The sequence below is a fragment of the Paenibacillus sp. FSL P2-0173 genome, assembly GCF_038008045.1.
Lineage (GTDB): Bacteria > Bacillota > Bacilli > Paenibacillales > Paenibacillaceae > Paenibacillus > Paenibacillus polymyxa_B.
The window spans coordinates 2,097,067-2,123,640 of sequence record NZ_JBBOYK010000001.1 but is presented as its reverse complement, the minus strand read 5'-3'; the positions used below and the strand labels follow the sequence as shown (position 1 = coordinate 2,123,640).

Annotated in this window: 25 protein-coding genes; 17 read left to right on the top strand and 8 right to left on the bottom strand. The window is 45.0% G+C overall.

The genetic code is table 11. From position 1 onward, the window contains the following. Positions 1-181 precede the first annotated feature (181 nt). From MKX30_RS09415 to MKX30_RS09405, 3 genes are all read left to right on the top strand, one after another. Positions 182-547 (top strand): hypothetical protein, encoded by a 366-nt coding sequence (locus tag MKX30_RS09415; RefSeq protein WP_053326055.1) that lies wholly within the window; start codon positions 182-184, stop codon positions 545-547. A gap of 193 nt (positions 548-740) precedes the next feature. Further along, positions 741-2,318: a sigma-70 family RNA polymerase sigma factor gene (locus MKX30_RS09410; RefSeq protein ID WP_341062753.1), complete on the top strand. Its 1,578-nt coding sequence runs from the start codon at positions 741-743 to the stop codon at positions 2,316-2,318. Positions 2,319-2,751: 433 nt separating this feature from the next. Beyond that, positions 2,752-3,195 (top strand): ferritin-like domain-containing protein, encoded by a 444-nt coding sequence (locus tag MKX30_RS09405; RefSeq protein WP_048481564.1) that lies wholly within the window; start codon positions 2,752-2,754, stop codon positions 3,193-3,195. Positions 3,196-3,215: 20 nt separating this feature from the next. On the opposite strand, the gene MKX30_RS09400 is transcribed toward MKX30_RS09405, so the two are convergent. Both MKX30_RS09400 and MKX30_RS09395 read right to left on the bottom strand, forming a co-directional pair. After that, positions 3,216-3,923 (bottom strand): DUF421 domain-containing protein, encoded by a 708-nt coding sequence (locus tag MKX30_RS09400; protein WP_023990171.1) that lies wholly within the window; start codon positions 3,921-3,923, stop codon positions 3,216-3,218. Between the two features lie 354 nt (positions 3,924-4,277). After that, complete coding sequence (locus MKX30_RS09395) at positions 4,278-5,156, bottom strand: LysR family transcriptional regulator (RefSeq protein ID WP_023990170.1); 879 nt, start codon at positions 5,154-5,156, stop codon at positions 4,278-4,280. Between the two features lie 148 nt (positions 5,157-5,304). Here MKX30_RS09395 and MKX30_RS09390 point away from each other — a divergent pair, with 148 nt between their 5' ends. From MKX30_RS09390 to MKX30_RS09365, 6 genes are all read left to right on the top strand, one after another. Continuing rightward, positions 5,305-6,222, top strand: coding sequence for a DMT family transporter (locus MKX30_RS09390; protein ID WP_023990169.1), 918 nt, complete (start codon positions 5,305-5,307; stop codon positions 6,220-6,222). Between the two features lie 643 nt (positions 6,223-6,865). Beyond that, positions 6,866-8,632 (top strand): RICIN domain-containing protein, encoded by a 1,767-nt coding sequence (locus MKX30_RS09385; protein WP_023990168.1) that lies wholly within the window; start codon positions 6,866-6,868, stop codon positions 8,630-8,632. Between the two features lie 263 nt (positions 8,633-8,895). Further along, the gene (locus tag MKX30_RS09380; protein ID WP_048481562.1) at positions 8,896-9,240 is read left to right on the top strand and encodes a YkvA family protein; all 345 of its coding nucleotides are present in this window, start codon (positions 8,896-8,898) and stop codon (positions 9,238-9,240) included. A gap of 28 nt (positions 9,241-9,268) precedes the next feature. Further along, complete coding sequence (locus tag MKX30_RS09375; RefSeq protein ID WP_023990166.1) at positions 9,269-9,595, top strand: hypothetical protein; 327 nt, start codon at positions 9,269-9,271, stop codon at positions 9,593-9,595. An 18-nt stretch (positions 9,596-9,613) separates the two neighbouring features. Continuing rightward, the gene (locus MKX30_RS09370; protein ID WP_013311821.1) at positions 9,614-9,904 is read left to right on the top strand and encodes a hypothetical protein; all 291 of its coding nucleotides are present in this window, start codon (positions 9,614-9,616) and stop codon (positions 9,902-9,904) included. 313 nt (positions 9,905-10,217) lie between these two features. Continuing rightward, positions 10,218-10,538: a hypothetical protein gene (locus tag MKX30_RS09365; RefSeq protein ID WP_023990165.1), complete on the top strand. Its 321-nt coding sequence runs from the start codon at positions 10,218-10,220 to the stop codon at positions 10,536-10,538. Between the two features lie 157 nt (positions 10,539-10,695). Here MKX30_RS09365 and MKX30_RS09360 read toward each other — a convergent pair whose 3' ends face one another. From MKX30_RS09360 to MKX30_RS09350, 3 genes are all read right to left on the bottom strand, one after another. Continuing rightward, entirely contained in the window at positions 10,696-11,553 is an 858-nt protein-coding gene (locus MKX30_RS09360; RefSeq protein WP_069080302.1) for a 1,4-dihydroxy-6-naphthoate synthase, read from the bottom strand. Further along, on the bottom strand, positions 11,554-12,216 hold the full coding sequence (locus MKX30_RS09355; RefSeq protein ID WP_069080303.1) for a futalosine hydrolase: 663 nt from the start codon (positions 12,214-12,216) through the stop codon (positions 11,554-11,556). Positions 12,217-12,416: 200 nt separating this feature from the next. Then, a complete protein-coding gene (locus tag MKX30_RS09350; RefSeq protein WP_007431922.1) occupies positions 12,417-12,662 on the bottom strand; it encodes a hypothetical protein in 246 nt (81 codons plus the stop codon). A 307-nt stretch (positions 12,663-12,969) separates the two neighbouring features. Between MKX30_RS09350 and ppk1 the strand changes: the two genes are divergently transcribed. Continuing rightward, positions 12,970-15,078, top strand: coding sequence for a polyphosphate kinase 1 (gene ppk1, locus MKX30_RS09345; RefSeq protein ID WP_023990162.1), 2,109 nt, complete (start codon positions 12,970-12,972; stop codon positions 15,076-15,078). On the opposite strand, the gene MKX30_RS09340 is transcribed toward ppk1, so the two are convergent. Continuing rightward, positions 15,038-16,573, bottom strand: a complete 1,536-nt coding sequence (locus MKX30_RS09340) for a Ppx/GppA phosphatase family protein (protein WP_279834518.1) — start codon at positions 16,571-16,573, stop codon at positions 15,038-15,040. The two genes, ppk1 and MKX30_RS09340, sit on opposite strands and share 41 nt — an antisense overlap. Positions 16,574-16,791: 218 nt before the next feature. Here MKX30_RS09340 and MKX30_RS09335 point away from each other — a divergent pair, with 218 nt between their 5' ends. Together MKX30_RS09335 and MKX30_RS09330 are read left to right on the top strand one after the other, a co-directional pair. Next, positions 16,792-17,448, top strand: a complete 657-nt coding sequence (locus MKX30_RS09335) for a YheC/YheD family protein (protein ID WP_023990160.1) — start codon at positions 16,792-16,794, stop codon at positions 17,446-17,448. A gap of 282 nt (positions 17,449-17,730) precedes the next feature. Next, a complete protein-coding gene (locus MKX30_RS09330) occupies positions 17,731-17,874 on the top strand; it encodes a sporulation histidine kinase inhibitor Sda (protein ID WP_023990158.1) in 144 nt (47 codons plus the stop codon). 160 nt (positions 17,875-18,034) lie between these two features. Here MKX30_RS09330 and MKX30_RS09325 read toward each other — a convergent pair whose 3' ends face one another. Beyond that, positions 18,035-19,039: an NAD(P)/FAD-dependent oxidoreductase gene (locus MKX30_RS09325; protein WP_068941838.1), complete on the bottom strand. Its 1,005-nt coding sequence runs from the start codon at positions 19,037-19,039 to the stop codon at positions 18,035-18,037. A 238-nt stretch (positions 19,040-19,277) separates the two neighbouring features. Between MKX30_RS09325 and MKX30_RS09320 the strand changes: the two genes are divergently transcribed. The 4 genes from MKX30_RS09320 (at position 19,278) to MKX30_RS09305 (ending at position 23,695) form a co-directional block, all read left to right on the top strand. Then, positions 19,278-20,468: an NAD(P)/FAD-dependent oxidoreductase gene (locus MKX30_RS09320; RefSeq protein ID WP_053326050.1), complete on the top strand. Its 1,191-nt coding sequence runs from the start codon at positions 19,278-19,280 to the stop codon at positions 20,466-20,468. A 136-nt stretch (positions 20,469-20,604) separates the two neighbouring features. Continuing rightward, positions 20,605-21,111: a MarR family winged helix-turn-helix transcriptional regulator gene (locus MKX30_RS09315; RefSeq protein WP_023990155.1), complete on the top strand. Its 507-nt coding sequence runs from the start codon at positions 20,605-20,607 to the stop codon at positions 21,109-21,111. A 113-nt stretch (positions 21,112-21,224) separates the two neighbouring features. After that, positions 21,225-22,562, top strand: coding sequence for an HlyD family secretion protein (locus tag MKX30_RS09310; RefSeq protein ID WP_071558302.1), 1,338 nt, complete (start codon positions 21,225-21,227; stop codon positions 22,560-22,562). Continuing rightward, a complete protein-coding gene (locus tag MKX30_RS09305) occupies positions 22,559-23,695 on the top strand; it encodes an ABC transporter permease (protein WP_053326048.1) in 1,137 nt (378 codons plus the stop codon). The genes MKX30_RS09310 and MKX30_RS09305 overlap by 4 nt, the downstream gene beginning before the upstream one ends. 80 nt (positions 23,696-23,775) lie before the next feature. On the opposite strand, the gene hemQ is transcribed toward MKX30_RS09305, so the two are convergent. Further along, a complete protein-coding gene (gene hemQ / locus MKX30_RS09300) occupies positions 23,776-24,555 on the bottom strand; it encodes a hydrogen peroxide-dependent heme synthase (protein WP_071558303.1) in 780 nt (259 codons plus the stop codon). Between the two features lie 344 nt (positions 24,556-24,899). On the opposite strand from hemQ, the gene MKX30_RS09295 reads away from it, so the two are divergent. Continuing rightward, a complete protein-coding gene (locus MKX30_RS09295) occupies positions 24,900-26,417 on the top strand; it encodes a helicase DnaB (RefSeq protein WP_341062751.1) in 1,518 nt (505 codons plus the stop codon). The last annotated feature ends 157 nt before the right edge of the window (positions 26,418-26,574 follow it).

The following is a 26,574-nucleotide window of genomic DNA, read 5'->3' as shown; positions in this document are numbered from 1 at the left end:
TGAGAGAGAATATATGCGAATGTATTTAATGAACGACTTCTTATACATAAATTACAGTATTGCATACAGACCTCCAGGACTTATCGAATAAAAAATTCACATTATTTGAATTAGAGTTTTACTTCACTAAAATTTCAAGTATAGGAACTTACAATTGAATTCTGAGGGAGTGAAAGTATATATGAGCAATCCAGTTGGCTTAAAAAGAGTTACCATGACATATGGAACTGATGATGACCCTCATATGTATGAATTATTTGAGGGAGTTCTGTATGATCGTAGCTATTTCTTTTATCTTGAACATGGGATATTGTGTCTGCGGCATGTACGAAAGGTAGATCAACTGGATCATCCACATCTATATGTGGATGGGGAAAGTGGGGGCCTCCAACTAACGAACAATGTACAGCGTGAGATTGTGGAGGTCGTTACAGAAATGATTGAGCGTTTGCGTAGTAAGGATGGATTGGCATTTTTACTGGATGAACTGCTATGGCTACATGGTCGAAGTCATATTGAACTTAACCTCGTAAAAAATAAAGGATAATATATTTCTATTGAAAACCAACAACCAGTAGCTACATTATGCTTCTTTTGAGAAAGAAACTGTTAATATGGTTGCAGTGTTCAGTGAAGCTCTTTATCAATCATTTCATCTTTCCATCAACATGATTTGTAACCTTTCCCCACTGAGCCGGCACTTAAGAATAAGAACACGAAAGAAAAGAGGCTAGGGACGTATGAGGGAGTGGGTTGAAAAGGCGCGGCTAGGGGATGCGGAAGCGTTCGGTCAGCTGATGCTGCATTTTCGCGGGATGGCCTATGCGGTGTCCTATGACATGCTGAAGGATGTTCATCTCGCGGAAGATGCCGTGCAGGATGCGTTCATAGAGGCTTATCAGAATCTGGAGAAACTGCAGACCCCGTCCACTTTTCCAGGCTGGTTCAAGACCATTGTCGTAAGACAGTGCCAGCGGATGCTGCGGCGCAAGCATCATTCGATGCTTCCTCTGGATGAGGCTGTGCAGGTTTCCGGAGGAGTACCGGGTTTAGCAGAAATTGCGGAGCGTAGGGAGGAGAGCCAAGTTCTGCAACAATCGGTGAAGGCACTGTCTGCCAAGCTGCGCGTGCCTCTGCGATTGTTTTATTTTTACGGCTACTCTCTGCAGGAAATTTCGGATTATCTGGGCACTCCGGTCCCGACGCTTAAGAAGCGGCTGCACGATGCCCGCCGAAAGTTGAAAGGTACACTCCCGGTAGCCGACCTTGTTTCCGTGTTCAATCATTTGTATGAGGGAGGGCAAAACATGCTGCATATTGTTAACGGTGATGTTGTAGGCGAGATGTTGAAGCAGGGTGTTGTACAGGGTGATGTGCTTGTATGGAGAGAGGTGTATCCGGCAGGACCGATATTTGCAAATCCAGCGGGGGCGGAAGAACGGGCACTGCGGGCCCAGGTCCTGGAAGAAACGATGGGTATTCCGGCCAGCAAATATATTACGAGCTGTGAGGAACAAGAGCAGAAACTTCGTGAGTTTATTAAGTATGATGAAGTCGTGTTGTGGTTTGAGCATGACCTGTTTGATCAGAGCATGCTCGCCTATCTGCTCCACTGGTTCAAAAGACAGAAACTGGGCCGCACGAAGCTGAGCCTGCTCTGTATTGGGGAGTTTCCGGGAATCGAACGGTTTCATGGTCTGGGACAGCTCACTCCGGCACAGCTTCAAACATTATCCGGGACCTGGCGGACTATTGGGCGGCAAGAAATGGAGCTTGGAAGCGAGCTTTGGCAGGCGTATGCTTCTCCTGATCCTGTTCAAATGGCTAATCTGCTGGAAGACAAGAAGGCAGAATTGGCAGCATCCGGCCTGCCTTTTGCCTATGAAGCTTTCACAGCGCATCTCAAGCGGCTGCCCTCGGAGCAGAATGGTCTTGGCGTTGTGGAACAGACCACGCTTCAGGCCGTTCATAATGGAGTGAATACGCCATTGGAATTGTTTCGTCAGGTAACTGACGTCCTGCATGTGCTTGGGATGGGTGATCTCGAATACTGGAAATTTATTCGTGCTTTGGCGCAAGGCGAACATCCTTTGCTGATCATTGACGGGGATGAGGCCAGCTTGGATTTCAGACAAATTCCGGATTTTCTGAACCGAAAGGTAATCCTGACAGAGTTGGGTAATGAGGTACTGAATGAATCAGTGGACCGTATTGCAGTTCAAGGGATCGACGAGTGGTTTGGGGGGCTACATCTCCATGGACATGAGGTTTCTTGGCGCTGGGATGATGTAGCCGGAGAATTGGTGGTCCGACATTGAACAAGCTGTAGCAGTAAATAGCTTAACGTGCGAAGGAGTTTTCCGTTTATGGAAAACTCCTTTTTATTTTTTTAGTAGACCATATTAAGACAAGAAAACCAGCTAATGTTTGTCAAGGAGTCCCTCGTCTATTTCTCTGTAGCTTATAGTAATAGATGCAGCACTTTCAACTATGACACAAATCGTAATTAATTTTTTAGTGAGTTCTTCCCTGGTGTTAGCTATCATCAGTATAATCAACCCAGTATGTTGGTAAGTCAAATAGCCGCCAGCATTACTTCACTAGAAAAGGGCGACTAGGAGTGTGCGAAACAGTCATTTTTCCTAATGTTAGGAACCGACATGGGCAGATGTGCATATACTTTCTAAAAACTAACATCGGGAGGAGATAAACTTGTATCAAGTACCTTCTTACTGGGGAAATTCATACTATATGCGTACCAATTTTGTACCTATCTGGAACACAGGATTTCCGAAAGCAGTACAAATGATAAAGGAAGCGGTACAAGGGGAGCGTAACGATGAGTTGTTCTACGATGAATTGATCAATTTGGCACCCTCACAAGAGCAGGTGGCTATTATTGAAAGCATCCGTAATGATGAGCGCGGTCACAATAAAATGTTCAGAGAGATGTATCGTGCTTTGACAGGACAGGAAATTTCAGGAATCAGTAGTGAGCAATATGAGAGGGTGCAATCCTATACAGAAGGTCTACAGCGCGCCTTGATGGGAGAGTTGGGTGCGGTGGAACGATATCGCAACATCTGGTTTGGTTTGCCTGCTGGCATCTATAAGGACACGGTGTACGGTATCATATTGGATGAGCTTAAGCACGCTGCCAAATACAATTATCTGATTACGTTGAATCTCAGGTAACTATTGATCGAAAGTCAATACTACTCCACATCAATTGGATGCTGGATTTTATCCTTATATTCATCCACATAGAGTTGGCCGTTGCTGCCTTTAACGGCATAGAATACGTCCTCTAACTTTTTGTCGCGTGCCTTCAGTTGAGACAGCAGCCATGATTCGGGAATATGATTGGAGTTTAAATTGCCATGTAAAAGCTGTCCGTCGATTACAAGCTCAATTGGGAACTGTGTGGCATTACCTGCATTCAACTGCAGGTCTTTTAATGTCACGGCTTGCAGTTCCTTTTTCTTTTGAACAGATAGTTTTCCGTTAATCTCAAGGAGGGCGTACTCCACTTCTTCTATATTAAAAATTTCTTTCTGGCGAAGCTGTTGATTTAAAGAATCTAATGTCATATTATTTTTTTTTAAGTTATCTTCGAGAATGAACCCTCCTTCTATGAGCACGGTGGGTGCTCCCTCTGTCCACATCTTAAAGTTTCTGAATTTCAAAAAAAACTTGGATAAAACATAAGAAGTAATTGTAAAAACAGACAGGGCTATTAATAGGTGGACAACTTCTATTTTTTCGTTAAAGGCAAAGTTGGCTGCTATAGCCCCTAATATGACCGCCGTCACGAATTCGTGAAAGTTCATATTGGAGAGGGTTTGCTTCCCCAATATTCTACCAATTAGCATGAGTATAACGAATGCAGAGAAACTTCTGATCAAAATAGCGAGATGGTCCATGCAAAACCCTCCTAGTTTAAAAATTGCAGGTATTCAGTATAGGTTACCCGCTGCGCTAGAATAATATACCAGTGGAATTAATGCATTATATGTGATGTATAAGCTTGTTGGCGCAGGCGATCCCAGCTACCTTGTAAGGCTTGCCTTCTTTCTTTTTCTTTTCTTAATAGACCTTTAATTTTTGATTTGCTCTTTGTCGTAGTCCAGCATAGGCAACCAATTGTTTCGGCCCCACGAATTGTTTCCGTCTTTCCCTAAAACCACCTGAAATGGGTTAGAAATTTAGCTATTTGGTCGAATGATTTGATTTCTCTGCATATGAATAGACCTCCTAATGATCATGATCCAATGCTTCTACTGCTTCGAATCCGTAAATAGCTCCTGCGCGGTTCGCACAAATAACTGTACAGCAAGTGAAGCATTATGCAGGGATGGTACAGCGATACCGATTTGGCGTGTGATCAGAGGTGAAGTCTCCTTGACGGTCAGATCATGGGGGAACGTGGACAAGGCGAGTGAAGAAACAATGCCCATACCCAGTCCTTGTCGAACCATGCTGACCAAGGTGCTGATATTATGAGTAATGAATTGTGCCTGCAACTGACTTTGTTCGCGTTCAAAACCTTCCATAATGGCGACCTCATGTCCACCTTTACAAAAGATCATATCCTGCTCATTCAAGTCTCGAATGGCGATTTTGTTGTGCGATTGTAGAGGGTGACCGTCTGGCAGGAGAATAACCATGTCATCCTGACATAAAGGGATGACATCTACCTGAGGGTCTGGTAACAGGATGATACCCGCTTCGATTTCTCTGGTATGAACCCACTCCTTGACTTCATTCGTGGAGCCTTCATGTAGGTCGAAAACAAGGTTCGGATAATGCTGACGAATATGATGAATAATCGAGGGCAGAAAATAGGCTGAGGCAGAAGGAAAGGCACCGATCGTGATCGTGCCCACGTCTAGACCTTTTTCAGCAGCCACCTGCTGCTGTACCTTTTCCATGCTTTGCAGCATCATACGGAATTGCAGCAGTACCTTGTGCCCGATATCTGTCAGCAGCACTCCTTTTTTTCGATCGCGCAGCAATAGCTGGACATCCAGCTCGTTTTCGATGCTGGCGATGGCATGGCTGACCGCGGGCTGCGTCATATGCAGCTCATGAGCAGTTTGGGTGAAGCTTAGCGTTTCAGCTACGCGAACGAAGATCATAATTTGAGTAATGGTCATAAGTGAAAAGTTATCTCCCTTATTGAAAACATTCATTTTATTTATTAGTGATCACAGTATACGCTAGTAAAGCAAAACTTTGCAAACGGCTATTCAGATTTTAGTCGGTAGCAATGAGCGATGAAAATCTAAGGGAGAGAAGACATCTATGAAAAAATTAACACCTAAAGCTACACTGTGGCTTGTCTTGATATTAGTGATGGTATGGGGGATCAACTGGCCGTTGACCAAGCTGGCTTTGCCAGATACACCGCCGATATTTTTTTCAGGAATCCGTACCCTACTGGGTGGTGTGATTCTGCTATTGTTCGCTATGCGTCACCGGGAAACCTTGCGCTTTAGACAGAATGCGTGGACTTATCTTGTGCTGGCCATATTTAATATTGTAGGCTACTATGGCTTGCAGACGGTAGGGCTACGTTATTTGCCTGCTGGGTTATTTTCCACTTTAGTGTTCCTTCAGCCGATCTTGTTGGGATTATTCTCTTGGATGTGGTTGGGGGAGCGTATGTTTCCCCTGAAGGTCATTGGACTGGTACTGGGTTTTGGCGGGGTGATCGTGATTAGCTCTGGTGGGATGGCAGGGCATTTGTCGGTACTGGGCATTGTGTTGGGGCTAGCTTCAGGACTGTGCTGGGCGCTCGGAACGATTTATATGAAGAAAAAAAGCAATCAATTGGACTCCATTTGGGCGGTGACGATGCAGCTCATTTTTGGGGGGATCATACTCAATGGGATTGGATTTACGACCGAGAAATGGAGCGATATTCACTGGACTACCTCCTTTATCGCGATTTTATTGTTTATTTCGATATTCGTGATTGCGATGGGCTGGATGATTTATTTTAAACTGATCGATAACGGAGATGCAGGAACCGTCGGCTCCTATACGTTTATGATACCGGTGTTGTCCACGGTCTTTAGTATGGTAATGCTCAAGGAATCACTTACTTTGACGTTTGTTGTGGGACTGGTGCTGATTGCAGGCAGTGTGTATCTGGTAAATATTAAAGAAAGAATAGAGTTATCCACCAAGTATCAGAACGGTGAGACATTTGAGGATTAACGGGGGGCGATGGATCAAGAAGAACTTCAATAACTTCTTTCATGCACGCATATTGGAAGCACCAATATAGCGTGCTTTTTTTGACTATGATTTTCAAAGAGGTTTGTCGTACCAAATTAGCTAACAAGATGTACTGTTATAAAAAAACATTAAACTAACAAAATTACGTTAAAGGTTTTTTGTTTTTTTCTAGTTTTCGTTCTTATGTAAAGAATTCAATGAATATAATATTTTAGAGCAAAAAAAGAGGTGATAAAAGAAACGTGGTACTCAATATCACTAATTTGTTATGTTTATAGGATGTTTGTTTTTTTATAATGATTGTATTTTACGTATTTTTGTTATGCTAACAATTGACATTTAGTATAACGTAAACTAGAATGAGTAAGAATTCATTTCCCAATCACATAATTAGTTTGGAATAATTGAAAGCGTTTACCTAATATTAGGAAAGAGCTCTTTTTGGTTCTTTTTTCTTTTCCGAATTATGGCCGGAAGGGAGAGATCGTAGTACGTGCCTAAGGGATGGAAATTTGAATATATAAGCTAAGGGAGAGGGGTAAGTCGAGATGCAGTTAAATAGAAATGTTGGAAACTTCGAGCAAACGGTGAATTGTAACGCTGGTTACCTGGAGGTTACAAAATGAAGAAGTTATTGTCGTGTTTGATCTCGTTGAGTATGCTTGTTTATATATTGCCGACCATGATTGTAAGCGCTAACAATGATGGAGTTACTAATCTAGCGCTTGATTCAACACCGTCTGCCCAATCGGATATTATTTCAGATGCTGTTTACAAAATTACTGCACAGCATAGCGGAAAAAGCCTGGAAGTTGAAGGGGGATCAAAGGATGACGGAGCGAATGTTCAACAATGGACCGATAACGGAAAGGAGCAACAGAAGTGGAGAGTGGTTGACGTTGGTGGTGGATATTATAAGCTGATCTCGCAATCTAGTGGCAAAGCATTGGATGTAGCCGGTGGTAATACCCATGACGGAGCGAACGTTCAACAATGGACAGACAACGGGAACGCTCAGCAAAAATGGAAAATCATTGACGTTGGTGGTGGATATTATAAGCTGATCTCGCAATCTAGTGGTAAAGCATTGGATGTTGTCGGTGGTTATACCCATGACGGTGCAAACGTTCAACAATGGGCCGACAACGGTAGCGCTCAGCAAAGGTGGAGATTCACACAGATTGATACGACAACAGATACGACACCTCCAACCGCCCCAACAAACCTCCAAAGCTCATCCAAGACGAGCACATCTGTCACTCTTACATGGACGACCTCAATAGACAATGTAGGTGTAACTGGCTACGTTATTTATAACGGAACAGATCTGGTAGGTACGAGCACCACAACAAGTTATATAGTGACGGGTCTCACTGCGAACACATCCTACAACTTCACTGTAAAAGCGAAAGATGCAGCAGGCAATATTTCGGAACCAAGTAATGTCTTAAAAGTAACAACAAGTTCCGACTCCTCTCAAAATACAGGATTTTATGTTAAAGGTACGACGCTTTATGATGGCAACGGAAATCCCTTTGTCATGAGAGGAATTAATCACGCTTACACTTGGTACAAAGGTCAAGAGTCAGTTGCGATACCTGCAATTGCCAAAACCGGAGCGAACACGATTAGAATCGTGTTGTCTGACGGTCAACAATGGACGAAAGATGATTTGTCAGCGTTGCAAAACCTGATCACTTTATCAGAACAAAACAAATTGGTTGTTATCCTTGAAGTACATGATGGTACGGGAAATGATAATGCTGCTGTGTTGAATAAAATCGCAGATTACTGGATTGAAATGAAAAGTGCACTGATTGGAAAAGAAAATACAGTCATTCTCAACATCGCGAATGAATGGTTTGGTACTTGGGATGGGAACGGCTGGGCACAGGGGTATAAATCAGTTATTCCAAAGCTAAGAAATGCTGGCATCAAAAATACCATTATGGTTGACGCCGCTGGGTGGGGGCAATATCCGAAGTCGATTTTTGACTACGGAACGCAAGTGTTTGATGCCGATCCGCTTAAAAATACGATGTTCTCCATTCATATGTACGAATACGCTGGGGGAAATGCCGAAACAGTAAAAAGCAATATTGACAATGTATTAAACAAAAATCTAGCTCTCATCATTGGAGAATTCGGAATCAAGCATACAAATGGTGATGTTGACGAGGCCACCATTATGAGTTATGCCCAACAAAAAGGTGTAGGTTATCTCGGATGGTCTTGGAAAGGAAATGGATCAGGTCTAGAATATTTGGATATGTCAAACGACTGGGCAGGATCGAGCTATACTGAACAAGGACATGCCATTATTGAAGGTCCGAATGGCATCAGAGCAACATCCAAGTTAAGCACGATTTATAGCAACGGTAAACAGTAAAAGATTCATATTGTTTTAGTAACGGCCTTTTCTCGAAATTCTAATGGGAAAGGTCGTTTAGTTTGTTCTGGAATCGTAAGCAAAAGCCTGTACAAATACATAGGAGCAAGGAATAGGAAAAATATACTAGAATATCAAAGGAGGTCATAGTAAAATATGACTATAAGTCTGTTGAGTTAGTGAAAATGACGGTTCAAAATTATCCGCTTGGTAAGCGGGAAGGTGGCACTTTCAAACTCACCAGTCAGCAAGAGGAGGAACCTATGAAGGATTTTGACGTAACCAAAGCCAAGTATGATCCAAAACAGGAAGAACAGGTGAAAAAGGGATTTTTCAATAAGGTAAAGTCCACGGCTGGAAAAGTTCCCTTTGTGAAGGATGCGGTGGCTATGTACTATTGTGCGATAGATCCTGAAACGCCTCTGTATGCCAAAGGGGTAGCATTCGGAGCCTTAGCGTATTTTATTTCTCCATTAGATGCTATATCAGATGTTATTCCAATGTTGGGTTTTACAGATGATGCGGGGATTGTGCTGGCAGCTTTGAAAGTGTTGGACATGCATATCAAGCCTGTCCATCGGGAGAAGGCGAGCGAATTTTTTTCTTAAGAGATGCAATGAGCGGGGGAGCTAAGGAATGGACAGATATACACCTACAGCGAGGGAACGCTGGCAGATGAAACAGAGTGAGCCACAGCCGCAGGGCTGGGTGCTCGCTCTATTTGGCTGGATTTTTGCAGGTTTGGGGTTCGTATTTAGTTTTTTTGTCGTTGGAGGCTTGTTGGGGATCATAGGTCTTGTTTTCGGAATTTTGACTAAAAAGATGGAACAAAGAGACACGCAGGGGATCTTCATTATCGTAATCAGCTCCGTAGCTATTGGCATCGGCCTATTGATTTTTATGATTTTTTTTGCACAAGGTTTTGTAGAAGGTCTGAGAGAAGGGTATAATGAGCATTATTAGGTCAGGGAGGTAACAGCATTGAGCGTCATTATTTCACAGCAGATCTCGGCAACGGGCGTGAAGGAATATACGAAGGTGATGAAAACATTTGATTCCCAGTTTACACCTTTGGTTGGACAGAAAATTAGGGATACGGCATTTGGCGATATGCAATATTACGATGTCGAGGACGTATTTATTGATCTAGCGGAGAATGAATATTGGGTAATTCTACCTGCCGTTTTGCTGCATTCTGATGATATTGAGGATATACGAGACGCTGTGCGTGAGTATCGTTCACACGGTTGGGAATGTACGAAACCTCTGTAAATGCATACCACTTAGGCATCTATACGGAAACGTCTTTCTTTTGCGAGATAGGCGTTTTTTTGTGTATTTGTGTATAAACTATTTCTAATGATTGGCATGAAAAGAAAGAATTTATGCTGAAAATGCGCAAATTGTATCATTTTTTATCATAAAACGACAAGTTGGGAAATGAAAACGGCCTTAATGTGTTATACTTAGTATATCAAAGGACAAGAGTCTAAAACGACCGGTAAGGCCCTTTCTTTGAAGAGCCTCTGAAAGGTTCAACGTTTATCCAAAATAAATGGTCAAAAGGAAAAGGGGAAATGCTAACGTGAGAGTGAATTTGAAATTTACTAACAAAGGGCAAGTTGCAGTTGAGAAGTTCAACAATGAGGAGCTTATCGAAATCTTTACCCGCTACATTAAAACGTTAAGCAAGAAGTATGATATCTCGGTTACCGTACCGGAGGATCTGAATGAGCAGATCTTGGAAGAGGGTACCGTGAAGGTCGTGTTGGATAAGATTAATTGTGACATGGACGCTTTTTTCAAGGAGCTGAGCCGGGATATCAAGGTGCCGCTGGTCAAAAGATTGGGTACCAAACTGGATAACGTATTTAAGACCGAGGTTGTGGAGCAGGAACAGAACTAAGAATAAGGATCAAGCGAGTCCGAATGAGGATTCGCCATATGAAATGATAAAACCTCCCGAATGGGGCGCCTGGCTAGGCCATGTGCTCGTTCGGGAGGTTTTATATGTTTAAACTACTCTATTCAGCATGAAAACATGCATGGCATGTCTGTCCCTTTTAACGTGTTGTTGTGGAAGTAGGGCGCAGTTGGGCTAAATCAAACGAAGGTACCAGCCCTGCCTGCGCAGCGCGACCAAGCAAAGCTTCGATGGCGGCATATCCGCTGTCGCCCAGATTGGCGGTAAAATCGTTTACGTAAAGGTCGATATGCGATTGGGCGACATCGGGTGAAAGTTCCTGCGCATGAGACAATACATATTCACGCGAAGCTTCAGGATGCTTCCAAGCATATTCGACAGAGGCGCGTATCCAGTTTGTGATCGCATCCAGATCCAGCGTACGGCGGGCAATGATAGCTCCGAGCGGGATCGGCAGCCCTGTATCTTCTTCCCACCAGTTCCCCAGATCGACTTGCTTACTAAGTCCGTAGGACGGATACGTGAACCGTGCTTCATGAATAACCAGTCCGGCATCTATCTCCCCGTCACGGACAGCAGGCATGATTTGGTCGAACGGCATCACGACGATCTCGCCGACACCCCCAGGCACATGCTTGGCTGCCCACAGGCGGAACAGCAGATAGGCAGTGGAACGTTCACTCGGAACGGCTACACGCTTGCCAGACAGGGCTTCCGGGCCTTCGATCGTGGAACCTTCCCTGGTCAGCACGAGCGGCCCACAACCCCGGCCCAGTGCGCCCCCGCAAGGCAACAGGGCATATTCATCTAGCACCCAAGGGAGTGCAGCATACGAAATTTTCATGATATCGAGTCCGTCTGGTGTGATCGCCAGATTGTTGGTGATGTCGATATCGGCAAATGTAATGTCCAGCGCGGGTGCGCCCGGAATCAATCCATGCGCCAGGGCATGGAAGACAAAAGTGTCGTTAGGACAAGGTGAAAAAGCAATTTGCATCTATATAACCTCCGTTAATGTAGAAAATGCGGCTTCCAACGCTTGCAAAGCCTCTTTGATCCGCCAGGCTACACGGTCACGTGGACCGACAGCATTGGAAATCGTACGGATTTCCATCGTCGGCAGTTCCAGCCTATTTGCCGCCACGGCTACGCCGTAGCCTTCCATCGCTTCGGCAGCGGCTCCGGGAACGCGCTTGGCCAGTCGTTCCGCTGTTGCCGCCGTACCGGTGGCCGTGGAGACGGTCAGGATCGGCCCCGCGACAGCTGTCTGTCCAACGGCACGCAACGCCTGAACGAATCGCTGCGCGGTGGCAACATTCACGGCAATTCGGCTTGAGCCGAAACCCAGCTCGTCCACGCTGCTGAAGCCCTCTGCCGTCTCGGCACCCAGGTCGGCGGCAATGATCGCGTCAGCAACAACGACGCTTTCCAGTTCAGCGACCTCCACGAAGCCGCCACCAATTCCGGCGCTGATAACCAGTCGGTAGTCACCAGCCGCCGCCAGTGCTAGCGCGGTTGAAGCCGCTGCGGACGGTGCGCCCACGCCAGCCAGCTCGACCACAAAACGGGTATCGCCTTTCAGGCCCCGCAGTACAGCTTCCCGTTCGCCTTCAACCGCGGTCATAACCAGGATGCGTCCATCTGATGTTGTATGCTCCATCGGTTGATTCCCCTTTAAATTTAGGTAATATGCTCCCTTATCATACTGCTTTTCGAAACGATGTTCAAAAAAAGTCGACAAAAAAAGCGCTCTGAGGCGCTTTTTGGAAAAACTGCAGGATTCAGCAGATATGAAAATCGGTAATTGTAACATAAAACAATTCTAATCTGGAAGAACAGCGCAGGCATAGCATATAATAATTATATCGGCTGATCCTTCGTGATTAACTGAAACATGGTAATATTGCGGTCATAATGGCTTGGGGTTCCATCTTGATTGCGCACCCGAATCATCTCGCTACTGAATAACTCGATATATCCACAGCCAATCTCACAGTATACACCTGTAGGGTCCTCTTGCCAGACCGAAACGAGGTGTTGAGATAGCGCCGCGGTGAAAAATTCGATGTTTTTTTGCAGTACGCGTGGCGTTTTCTTGGGTTCCATAACGTAAATCCTCCCTATATCATGCCATTTGAAAATCAGCAATTGAACGTGGCTTCTAAGTGGTTACTACACATCATAATGAACATAAACAACTGAAAAAGGAACGGTTCGTCAATCTACTCTATGAAACAGACGTAAACACTGTACCGCTTAATGCTATTTTTGTAAAGCATCCGATTGACCTTTTCAAACATCCAGTTTGTGTTTACACACATTTTACATTGCGTTTACACTGCTGTGATGCTAGTGCGTTTCATCTAATAGTACAATAAAGGGTAACTATACTGCATGAATTGATGGAGGCCATATGTTGATAGAGAGTCAGAATAAGGATAAAGCCGGGTCAGAACGTTACTTTAACCGAGATTTAAGCTGGATTGAATTTAATCGCCGTGTGCTTCAGGAAGCTCAGGATGCAGATACACCGTTGCTGGAGAGAGCCAAATTTTTGGCGATTGTATCTAGCAATTTGGATGAGTTTATGGCTGTACGTGTTGCAGAGACGCGCGAGAAGATCAAGGCGGGTTTTATGCAAAAGGATTTTACGGGATATACCCCCTCCGGTTTGTACAAACGCCTGATCAAGCGTACCGTCTCGATGGTATCGGAACAATACCGGACCTATCGTGATATTTCTCGCCTCTTGACGAAAAAGGGTCTTTTACTGCTCGAATATGAAGGCTTAAATACGACACAGCGCAAGTCGCTGGATGCATATTTTCATGAAATTATATTTCCGGTGCTCACGCCGATGGCGGTCGATCAGAGCCGTCCTTTTCCACTCGTTCACAATAAATACGTATATTTAGCGGTCGTCTTGAGACGTCCCGGGGATACAGAGGAGGATAAACCACTTTTTGCCATTGTGCAGGTGCCTTCGAATATTCCACGTGTTGTTACGGTGCCTTTGCGGTCGAACAGCAAGAAGAAATCATTTATTTTAATTGAGGAACTAATCAAGCATCACATTCAAACGCTGTTCACCGGATATGTTCCGGAGGCGGTTCATGCCTTTCGTGTTACGCGTAACTCCGATTTGTCCATTAATGAAGAAGAGATCGAAGATTTGCTCGAAGAGATTGAAAAAGAGCTGCGTCGAAGACGACGGGGGGCGCCGGTAAGACTGGAAGTAGAAAAAGGGATTCATCCCTATGCCCTGATGGAGCTTCAACGCGAATTCAAGCTGTTCGATCATGTGTTTGAGATGGACGGGCCGTTGGATCTGACGTTTTTGTCGTCTTTTGCCGATCATTTGGAGGGGTATTCGCATTTGAAATTTCCGGCAATCAAACCACTGTATCCGGAAGAACTGCCCCCGCAAGAGGATATTTTCAACGTGCTTCGCAAACGGGACGTGCTCGTGTACCATCCGTATGAATCATTCGATGCGGTAACTGATTTTATCATTGAGGCATCAGAGGACCCGGATGTGATGGCAATCAAAATGACCCTGTACCGTGTCAACGGGGAATCGAAGCTGATTCCGGCATTGGCACGTGCGGCCGAATCGGGCAAGCAGGTAACGGTGGTGGTGGAGCTGAAAGCCCGTTTTGACGAGGAACGTAATATTGCCTGGGCGCGTACGCTTGAAAAAGCAGGCTGTCACGTAGTGTATGGGTTGGTTGGCTTGAAAACGCACGCCAAAATCATTCTTGTCATACGCCATGAGCGCAACGCACTCAAACGATATGTGCACGTAGGCACAGGCAATTATAATGAAAGCACGGCGCGCGTGTATACGGATATCGGATTGTTTACGTCAGATCCGGTACTTGGCGAGGATGCCTCCGAACTGTTTAATGAAATCACGGGATTCTCTGCGCTCAAGACTTTGCAAGCTTTTACGGTGGCTCCAACGGGAATGAAGAACAAGCTGTTTGAACTCATCCGTAGGGAAGCTGAGCAAGCATTGGCAGGTAAGCCCGCCCGGATTATTGCCAAGATCAACTCCTTATCCAATCAGGAGATGATTGATGAACTATATGCGGCTTCCCAAGCAGGTGTGAAGATTGATCTTATCATTAGAGGGGTCTGCTGTTTGCGTCCGGGTGTGGAAGGATTCAGCGAGAACATACGTGTCATCAGTATTGTAGACCGCTTCCTGGAGCATTCCAGATTGTTTTATTTTGAAAATGGAGGCAATTCTGAGTTGTTTCTGTCCAGCGCGGATTGGATGACGCGCAATTTGACCCGCCGAATTGAACTGATGTGCCCGATTTATGATGACGGGATCAAAGAAATGCTGGCAGATATTCTGCATTTATCGTTAAGAGATAATGTGAAGGCACGCCAGCTTATGCCTAACGGCAGCTATCAATTTGTGTCCAGAAACGACAAAGAGGCTCCCATCAGGAGCCAATCTGAAGCGATGAAGGTTAGAAATTGGAAGAAGGTAGAATGGACCACGACAATGTAAGATTCCATGCCTTTTGGAAATCCTTGGCAACTGATTCCAGCTCCCGTTGTTCTAATATGGGTTCACTCTTGCTTTCCAGACGAAGATGCAGTGCATCATCCCCTGTAGTGGGATTGATGCTGCTAATCATTCCGGACTCACTCCGATCCATGCCAATCGCGAGCTGGAGCAGCGAGCCGAGCCGATGTACACGTTCCTCGTCGGAAGGCTCCAAAATATCCGCATGTGTGCGTAGCAAACGGGGTGTCCGGTTCTTGGGATGGTAATCCGCGATCAACGCGGCTAGTACCGTTTCCCTATGGGATAAACCGCCAATGCCTGCATGTAAGATCCAGAACACGGAATTCTGGCGGAAATGATAGTAATTCAAGGCAGCTCCCGTTTTGTAAAGAGTTGCTGCGGTCAGTAACAAGCGTTTGTCCATAGCAGCTGAGGTTCCGCCAGCTAATGTGTCATAGAGCCGGACGGCGTACTCGTTAACCCGCTTGACATGCGCTTCGCTAACCGGGACAGCAAACGAAAGGATATTGCGAATGGATGTGATAAGCGGATTAGCTACCACGGGCTGTTCAGCGTTGACCAGCTCATGAAATAGGCCGTCTCGCAGACCCGCTCCACTGACTAAATACGCGGAGCCTTGAGCAGCTTCAAATATCGTTTTCAATATAATAAGACCCGGTACAATGATGTCGGCTCTGTCCTTGGACAGGCCGGCTGTTTTTTTGCGTTTTTCATAGGGCAGATGGGGCAGACTGCCATAGAAGTAATCGACATCTTCTATCGTCATTTCGTAATGGTGCGTCACAGGAAGTGAGTAATCCAGTCGTTTCTGATTGATTTTAGCCAAAGTACGCAGGGTTCCACCTAGCCCGATGAATGGCAGACCCGGATTGGAGAAGATCCAATCATGATTTTGCAGGGAAGAACGGACAAAGCTCTCCATTTCCTCAATCTGCTGAGGAGACCATTCGCCATTCTTGACCTCACGTCCAAAGCGCCAATTCATATTGACGGCGCCAAAGGGAAATGACACAGTATGCAGTCGTTCTCGATCGCGGAACAACGTAATTTCGGTACTGCCACCCCCGATGTCAATAATGATTCCGTCACTCACATTCATAGTGTTCACTACTCCCAGAAAACCGGCATAGCCTTCTTGCTCTCCGCTCAGTATTTCCAGTGTTAAATTTGTCTCCTCCGCGATCCATTGGACGATTTCGTCCGAATTCGTGGCATTGCGGATGGCTGCTGTTGCTGCTGCACGCATACGGACAACCCCGTGCATATGGCATACCGCCATAAATTGGCGCAGCAATGGAGCGATGCTTCGAATCGCCTCCCGTTCCATACGGCCGTTGGCCCCAACCTTTTCGCTCAGTCGGGCAGCTTCTTTGCATTCCTGCACAATTCGATAGGCTCCTGTCTCTGTCATTTCATAGATCACCAGACGTATGGAGTTTGAGCCAATGTCCATGATGCCAATTTTGCTATTCATGAGTTGACCTCCTTGTTGAAAAAAACGATTTGCCGGTAATTTCCGCTGCTCCGTGCAAATGGTAGTAGATTATTGTCATTGTACCAGTGATGTTCGGTGCATGCTACCGTTCGCCATGATCTTGTCGAAATAGACACATGCCGCCGACAATCATCCAAGAATAGAACCTTCCTGTTGAGTATGTATAAGTATACCTGACGGCGAAAGGAGAGGGTTAGATGAGACAACTTGCAAGCAAATGGCTAAAGACGAAGGCGCTGCTGCACCATCCACATACCGCCGTTTATATACCGGAAACCTGTCTATATAGTGAAGATCAATTGCGCATGATGCTGCGGCGGCATGCTTTTGTATTTATAAAACCTGTAAAAGGAGGCGGAGGAATCGGAGTCATGCGTGTGGCAAAGGAGCGTAGAGGATACGCCTGTACGCGTATGGAGCATACACATCGGTTCAGTCATTTTAGAGCACTTGTATTCGGAATCAATAAGCTCCGAATCCAACGTCCATATCTCATTCAACAAGGCATCCAACTGGCAAGTATTCAAGGTAGACCTGTCGACTATCGAGTCAAAGTCGTGAAGGAAGGGCAGAGATGGGATTTTCGTGCGGTGGTTGCACGTCATGCTCGTCCCGGACTGGTCATTACAAATCTGTGCAAAGGGGGAACTTTGCTGAAGGGAACAGAGGCGCTTCGGATGATATATCCCCGGCGGCTTGCTATTCAAAAGCGGCGAGAAATCATTCAACTTACACAGCGCTGTATTCCTGTACTGGAAAGAAGATTTCCTGGGATCGGACAACTGGGATTTGATTACGGGCTTGATCAGAGTGGACGGGTATGGATTTTAGAGGTTAATACAAGACCTCAATAAATTTCTGATTTCTTTAAAAAAATTCCAATATAATCTATTAACAAGACGCTAAATATAATATATTTATATAAATAATAAAAATATTTTTTTTGTGTTCGAGCGTCAAAATTCTGTGTATAAATATTGTCCACATTATCCCCTGTCACATATATGGGTTAACGACACTTACCAACAATTTATACACAGGATTTCCACAATTGACTGTGGATAACAGAACGCTTGTTCCGATTTTGGTATTTTGATAGAATAGATTTTGAAATAAAAGGAAAGGTTGTGTCGAGGATGGCTATGCTGACGGATGAAATGCTTTTGGATTCCTATCAGATGGCAATCGAGCTTAAACTTGAATGTGACTTCATTGCACTGTTGCTGGCTGAGATTCACAAAAGAAAGTTAGAGATGAATACAGCCGTAGTCCTTCATTAGACCGGACAAGCTCTCGTACTGCGACTGTGAAGTCATTCAGGGTTCGGATGACTTTACGGACAATCACTGCAACGAATAGGCACACCGTAAAAAAGGGTATTTCACTCCAAAGATTCAAATTTGGAGTAAAATACCCTTTTTTGTCATAGTCTAAACTAGACTACAATTTCATGTTACTGCTGTGACCAGGAGATAACTTGGCATCTGGATCTACATAGACCTTGGCGTTGTTGACTGCCGTAGGAGCTTCACCAAAGCCGACCGCAATCAGCTTGAGCTTGCCTGGATAGGTCGTAATGTCCCCAGCGGCGAAAATGCCGGGAATATTAGTTTCCTGGCGAGAATCGACCACGATAGAGTTACTTTCGATTTCAATTCCCCATTCAGCAATTGGGCCAAGTGTGGATACAAATCCAAAGTTAACGATCACATCGTCCACTTCGATTTCCTGTGTTTCTTTGGTTTTTACATGAGCAAGAGTGACTTTTGTGATCGTGTCTTCTCCATGCAATTCTGTAATTTCCGTTGGTGTAATAACGTTTACTTTGGAAGCGAGGAGGTTTTCGACACTGTGTTCATGCGCACGGAATTTGTCACGGCGGTGAATCAATGTAACCTGTTCTGCAATCGGTTCCAGCATAAGTGCCCAGTCTACAGCAGAGTCACCACCACCGCTAATTAGCACTTTTCGGCCTGCAAATTTGCTCAGGTCGCTGACAAAGTAATGCAGGTTCGTTTTTTCAAAACGTTCTGCACCTGGAAGCTCCAGTCTGCGCGGCTCGAAAGCACCCACACCAGCGGTAATAATAACCGCTTTACCATGATACTCGCCACCTTTGTCTGTTTTTACGATGAAGTGGCGTTCTTCCTTTTTCTCTAATGATACGACTTTCTCTTCTAGCTGCACCTCTGGATTAAAGTGGTTCATTTGTTGAACCAAATTGTTAACCAGTTCCTGTGCAGTCACTTTAGGAAAGCCAGCGACGTCATAGATATATTTTTCAGGATAAAGGGCTGCAAGCTGGCCGCCCAGTTGGGGCATACTTTCAATTAAGGTGACGGATGCCTGACGCATTCCTCCGTAAAAAGCGGCGAAAATACCGGCTGGACCGCCTCCGATAATAATCAGATCGCGGATCTCCGCACCTGTAGATTGATCTGTCACTCTAAAAACACCTCCGAAAGGGATAGTATGGGATTTGTAGATATTGAATCAGCCGCATAGAGGTTCAGATAGCCGCCGAACGCATGATTCACTGTTTATCATTATAAACTGCTGGGTTCCGCTTGCAAAGTTAAAGCGATTAATATTTGATGAAGACTTTTCTGTGAGTATAAATTAACCGTTTTGAGAGAACAGCTTTGAATAATTAATGATTATGTATATCGGAAGGGGTAGAAGCATGAGCAGTATTCCCAAAATTGTCATTGTGGGCGCCGGATATGGCGGTATATTGACGGCTCAGCAATTGCAAAAGGAGCTCAAGCACAATGAGGCGGATGTCACACTGATCAATCGACATGATTACCACTATATTACGACACATCTTCATATGCCTGCGGCAGGTACGGATACGATTGAGCATTCAAGGATTCCGATTGCCCAGCTAATCGATGAGTTCAAGGTGGATTTAGTCAAAGGAACGGTTAAGGAAATCATACCGAAGGAGAAAAAAATCGTGCTGGAGGATGGATCACTCTCCTATGACTATTTGGTCATTGGATTAGGCGGCGAGCCAGAAACATTCGGTATTCCGGGAATGGATAAGTTCGCGCTGACGATTCGCAGTATTAACTCGGTTCGCCTGATTCGTGAGCATATTGAATACCAGCTGGCCCTGTATAAAAATGACGGTAAACCAGGTCGCCTCAATTTCGTCGTAGGAGGCGCTGGTTTTAGCGGCATTGAGTTTGTAGCAGAATTGGCGGATCGATTGCCACAGCTGGCCAGAGCCTATGACATCGATTTTAACCGGATTCAAATCATTAACGTCGAGGCAGCTCCTACGGCGCTGCCAGGGTTCGATCCTGAGCTGGTGGAGTATGCGATGAACGTCCTTAAGCATAAAGGGGTCACCTTCCGCATTGGAATTCCGATTAAGGAATGCTTGCAGGATGGTGTAATCGTTGGTGAGGGGGAGAAAATCGAAGCCTGCACGGTGGTCTGGACGGGAGGGATCCGTGGGAACGGATTAATCGAGAAAGCCGGATTCGAAGTGATGCGCGGAAGGGTGAAAATCGACGATTTTCTGCGTGCCCCGGGTCACGATGATATTTTTATTATCGGGGACAGCTCCCTGATGTTTAATCCTGAAGGACGCCCTTATCCACCGACTGCCCAAATTGCGATGCAGCAAGGGGTTCTTTGTGCCAAGAATCTGGCCGCTACTCTTCGCAAAAAGGAGCTGCACAAGTTCGTATTTTCCAACAAAGGGACGGTTGCTTCTCTTGGAAAAGGCGAAGCCGTAGCCGTGGTGGGCAAACGCAAAATAAAAGGTTGGGTGGCCGCGCAATTGAAAAAAATTGTAGATCTCCGCTATCTGTTCATCATTGGCGGAATTCCACTGGTACTGAAAAAGGGACGGTTTTTCTAAAGGTAGAAAGGTTTCCTTGACTCCTAAAAAGGAGCATGGAGACCTTTTTTATTTAGGCGAACAAAAAAAAGGTATTGACTCATAACTATTTGACGACGTATAGTATGGTTACTAATTACAGAGGGGGAGCTTCAGATTGAATTCTGATTTTAATATCAATGCTGATCCCAAGAGAATAAATTTATTGGCAGAAAAGTTTCCAAATGCGGACTCCCAATCGTTGAATACGTTGGTACTTTTCGTGCAGGCAGCGCATGAAGTGTACAATGGAGTGTCTTCCAGACTGTCGGAATATGGGCTGTCTGTAGGCAACCTGAAAATTTTAATGCCATTGTTTCTTCATGAACGTGCATTGACTCCATCCGAGCTGGCTGAATATTCAGGAGTTACTCGTTCAACAGTAACCAGTGTAATTGATAAGCTGGAACGAGACGGCATCATCCGGAGAAGTACGCTGACGGATCGACGTATGACTGCAATCTCCTTGACTAATGAAGGTAAACAGTTAATGACGGAAAGAATTCCGTTGTTTATGCAGCTTTTTGCTGATTTGATGAATGAATTTACGAAGGAAGATCATATTCTATTTGCTACGTTATTAAATAAGCTTTCCTCAGGACTTGAACAGATAAAACGGGAATAAAAAAATTTCCCAACTCAAATAGTTAGACGTCGTACTATCAGGTTCCTTATTAGTTTTCGACTATTAATTTTTAACTATCATTGCTAAATCATCATGAAGGAGAGTTTATTGTAATGAACAAAAAGATCATTGTGTACGTATTACTTATTGTCGCGTTAGGTACCGGGGGTACGCTAATGGCAATGAGCGGCAAGGATGCTGTGAGTATGGCAGCCCAACAAAAAAATACACTGCTTACGGCAGATACCGTGAATGTTGCTTTTCAGGGCGTAGGGGGAAGAGTAAACACGATTGAGGTGAAGGAAGAACAACAGGTGAAAAAAGGGGATGTGCTCATGACCCTCGATCCTGTAGACCTTGATTTGCAAATTGAGAAATTAAAAACGGATATCGCACAGGCTGATGTGAAAATAAAACAGGCTAAAGACGCGCTGCAAAATCAGTCGGAGAAAATTTCGAATTCAGAAAAACAGGGGCAATTGGACATTCAAGCTGCGCAAGCGGGAGAGTCCTTATTAAACCAAGGCACACGTGCGGAGGATATTGTAAGACAAAAGCTGGCTATTGAAGCAGCACAGCAATCGTTGGACGCAGCTCTGACAGGAGTAGAGACAGCCAAAAGAAATGCGGAAATCGCGCAAAAAACAGTAGCATCCAGACAACAGGCTCTGGACTTGGCTAAAGTGAATTACAACCGTATTCAAGCGTTATATGATGCTGGAGCTGGAACCAAAGCAGAACTGGATAACGCCAAAAACCAACTGGATAATGCCCAAATCGCGTTAGATACAGCTAAGGATCAGGTTGAAATTGCCAATAACCAGATTACAGCGGCTAGCAAACAATCGGACATTGCTAAAAATGGGATCGCTCAGCAGCAAACCGCTTTGGATAAAATGGAGGCTGGCGCAACTGCTGAGGAACGCCAGCAGGCTCGTATCAAAACAGAAAAAGCCAAGGAAGCATTGACTCAAACCTCGCAAACACGAAAAGATGTTAAGAATAGCGAATACAATGTGGATCTTCTGGCTCAACAAAAGCAGGCATTGAGTGTTCAACTCAAAACTTTGGAATTGCAGCGCGGACGTATGGTGCTGAAGGCATCTACAGATGGTAAAGTGGCACGTATTGTACCTAAAATGGGAGAGATCGTTTCTACGGGGGCAACGGGCGCCGTTATTGAAACCAATCAGCTATACTACGATATTTACGTGGGCGAGGATTCCATATCACAGTTTAAAGCTGGGGGAAATGTGACTTCGCACGTTGTAGCTTTAGATAAAGATGTCCAAGGCAAGGTGAGGTACATTACTTCTGCCCCTCAGTATACTAACATGAGAATGAGTCGGGACAAAGGTCTGTCGGATATCAGCTCCTTCCAAGTACGGGTGGATGTCCAGCGAACATCTGAATTATTGCCTGGAATGACGGTAGAGGTTGTGACGAAATGAAGGCGTTTATAGAAGAATGGAAGCTGATGATCAGCGGCAAGATGGTTTTTATTATGCTGCTCGTTCCTATCGTTGTAGCTGTTGCCTTTGGATTTGTTTTTAAAAATAATCAGCTTAACGATGCCTCTGTAGCTGTAGTCGATTTAGATCATAGCAGTTATAGCCGACAGCTTATTAATAAATTAGATGCATCGCAGTATATTGATGTACGCCATGTGCAAGAGAACGAAACCGATCCGAATTTACTTTTATATAATGAAAAGTTTTTTGCGGTGATTTACCTTCCAGCTGGGTTGGAGGAAAATAGGATTAAAGGAGTTCAGAGCAACATCGGTTTTTATGTAGATAATACGGTAGGTCAGGCTACTGGAAATCTACGCTCGGCAGTCACAGAGATCATGGCGACGGAAAATGCGATGCTGGCTGGTGGTGGATTAAAGGGTATGGGAATGAGTGACAGTCAGGTTACAGGGCTTACTTCCAATATGCTGCTTCAGCAGCGCCTGTTATATAATCCTACCAATGCTACTTTGATGACCTCGGTTATGGGGTTCATTAATACGGTCATGATTTCACTGATTGGTGCTACTGTACTGACAATTGTCCCGCGATTGCGGGAGCAAGGAAGATTAAAAGAGGAGCTTCAGCATTCGTATGGCTTGATTCTTAGGGTGTTGCCGTATGCGTTAGTAGGATGTGTGTCCTTTTACCTGTCCATTGGTTTACTTAAGCAAATTGGCGGACTACGCTTTGAAGCGAATGTATGGCAGCTCAGTATTCCATTTCTCCTGTACACGATTACGTTGGGTTTGTTTGCGATGGCTTTAGGGTGGAATGCGGCCAATCCTGGAAAAGCTTCCCCACGCCTCATGCTAATTATACTGCCTTCGTTTTTACTGAGCGGCGCTCAATTGCCAGTGGCTATGCTGCCTCCATCGCTGCAATATGTAAGTAACATTCTCCCATTGACCTGGCATTTCAAGTTTTTGAGAGGTATGGGCTTTAAAGGTGGAAGCTTAAAATATTTTATTCCCGAATTGGGAGGCTTTTTGATCTTACTAAGTGGTTTGCTGCTTATTATCTCTATTCTGATCGCTTTGGAGAAAAGAAAGCTGGCGCATCAAGATATATAAAAAAGGATTCCGTCGTCCCGAAAGTGGGAGTTCGCGGAATCCTTGATTGTATGTTGCGACATAGTTCCGACGCTTATGGTTTACAGCTTCAACATGTCTTCAAATGTCTCTTCGTTCAACACGCTGCCGACATAGAAGGAGCCGAATTCACCGTAACGGGCACTGACTTCATCAAAACGCATTTCGTAGATTAGCTTCTTGAACTGAAGTGCGTCATCGGAGAACAGTGTTACGCCCCATTCCCAATCGTCAAGGCCGACGGAACCGGAAATGATTTGCTTTACTTTGCCAGCATAGCTGCGTCCAATTAAGCCGTGGCTACGCATCAAGGTGCGACGCTCGTCCATCGAAAGCATGTACCAGTTGTCGTCCAGGTCACGTTTTTTGTTCATTGGATAGAAGCAAATATAACGGGCCTTGTTTAATACGGGCTTCAAGCGTGCGACAATTTGTGGATTTTGCATGGGATCTTCATCCTTGCTCAAATAATTACTCAGTTCCACCACACTCACATAAGAATAGGTTTTGGTTGTATATTTGGCGAAGGTTGTTTTGTTAAAATCATTTTCCAGTTTATTGAGGTCTTCCAGCGTTTCGCGCAGGTGCATCATGACAAAATCAGCCTTTTGTCCGACAACAGTATAGACAGCTGAACTGCCCAGACCCGCTTCCTCGGTAACGTTCCATTCCTTCATAAACTCTTGAAGCTCGTCCAGTGCTCCGGCGCGCTCTTCATCGTCTGCGGTCTTCCATGCTGTCCAGTTGATGGACCGGAAATCGTGAAGCGCATACCAGCCTTCCAGTGTGGAGGCTACTTCGTTGGGTGTTGCTGGGGTTTGTTGAGGTTGATGTTGACTCACGATCTACACTCCTTTACGTCTGTAAATGATAATCGGCTTAGCCGAACTATGTGTACTTCCTTATATCTTTCCTGTATCCAATACGTGATGCTTAACCATTATATTGTAGCTCAAAGTAAAGCTTTTCACCAATGAAAGAAGTGTGAAGAATTTTATTTTTACTATGATGCAGGTCACAAAGTCATAAAATAGTTAGTATTCTCGAAAAAAGTAGAACTCAGACGAATATGGCTGCCAAAAAGGAGAACAATTGCCCTTATTTTGTTGGCCCCACCAGAAGGCAAGTATGATAGAATAGAAAAACATCTTGGAGACCGTTATGTCAGGAAAGGAAGAATGTTGGAATGCGGATGAAAAACCTGCTGCACTATACTGAGAACCACCGCTATTGCGTTTATCGGGAATTTGGCTTGAGCGCACTGGATGAATTGATGCTGGGAAGCGTCTATCAGCCGATGGTAGGCGCATTTGCGGTCAGTCTGTATCGACTGTTGTTCCAGCATGTGCCAGTTGGACAAATTGGTTATTCGCCGTTGGAACAGCAGCGTCGCCTTTTTCTGACACTGGGACTGGAGCCGAGTGAAAAGGGACGCAAGTATTTGATTGAACAGACCTCCAAACTGGAGGCCGTCGGTCTGTTACAGACGTCCAGGCTGTATGCACCCGAAACGGACGACTATATGTATGAATATGAGATGCAGCCGCCGCTCGCACCTGCTGAATTTTTCAGAACGCAGCATCTCACCCTTTTGTTGAGAGACAAAATCGGTAAGTTTGCAGTGCTTTCTCTGAGAGAATCATTGTGGAGCAGAGAATCTAGCGAATGGTCGCAATCTTCCTATAATAAAGAGAATATTTCGATTCCATTTTATGAGTTATTTGAACTGAATACCCATGTTATAGATTATGAACTGGAGCAGGCGCTGTCCGAGGTGTCCACTAGCCGTCAGACTGGACCAATTGCGTCAGAATCGGAGGAAGCATTGAATTATGCAGATATTATTCTCCGTTTTCCGCGTGAATCTGCCAATCGTAAGCACGTGGAGCGTCTTCGGTTTGAGCACGAGCAGTTAGGCATGGTCAATTACGTTGTTCGCAAATTTGATCTTTCTGTACAGGATATTAGCCGCTTGCTGGATGAGGACGGTATTTTTACCGAAGCAGGCGACTTGTTGCTTGACGAGCTTCAACTTCGGGCTAGCCAACACTCCAGACAGGATCGGAAGCGGCAGGAGGAGCAGCAGGTACAAGCCGCCAAAGTGGTCGCCTTGCGCCAGAGGGAAACTTCCACATCTGAAGAGCCGCCTGCAGAACAGGCTGTGGAAATGGAATTTTATGTGGAGGTTCCACCACAATTCACAGCCAAATGTGACATTCACCAGTATAATATGATGTTGCGCAACGAGCCTTATCGTCGCTTGTTGCAAACCTTTTTCCCCGGCACGGTTCCCGGTAACCTGCTGGATATATTCGAGAAAATTGATATCAGCTATAAGCTGCCCGGTGAAGTCATCAACGTGCTGATCCATTATTTAATGTCACTGCTCGTATCTGGGAGCGATCAGCGGATTAACCGCAACTTTGTCGAGGCCGTTGCTTCCAACATGCTGCTTAAGCAGGTAAACACTTATGAAAAAGCCGTTCAATATATAAGGGATCAAGCCAAAGTAAAAGGAAAACAGTCCTTTGCTTCTCCTTCCGGCGGCCGATCCCGCGCGTATGCCAAAAATAACGGGCCAGCCAAGCCATCCATTCCAATCGTTCAGGATCACCCTTCCGAGGAGTCTGTATCTGAGGAAGAATTGGATGAACTGCTGCGTCTGGCCGAACGAATGCAATCCGGAAAACAGAAAAAAGTCTAGTGAATTTTAGGTTTTATGAAACTATTAAGCGAAGCCAATTCAAATAGATGTCGACTTTATGGCGGTCAGTAGCGGAGCGGATGAAATCGTTCTGGAGAAGCGATAGCGTTCGCCTTTGCCACCGGATTTTCACCTTTAAATTTCTATTACGATAGAA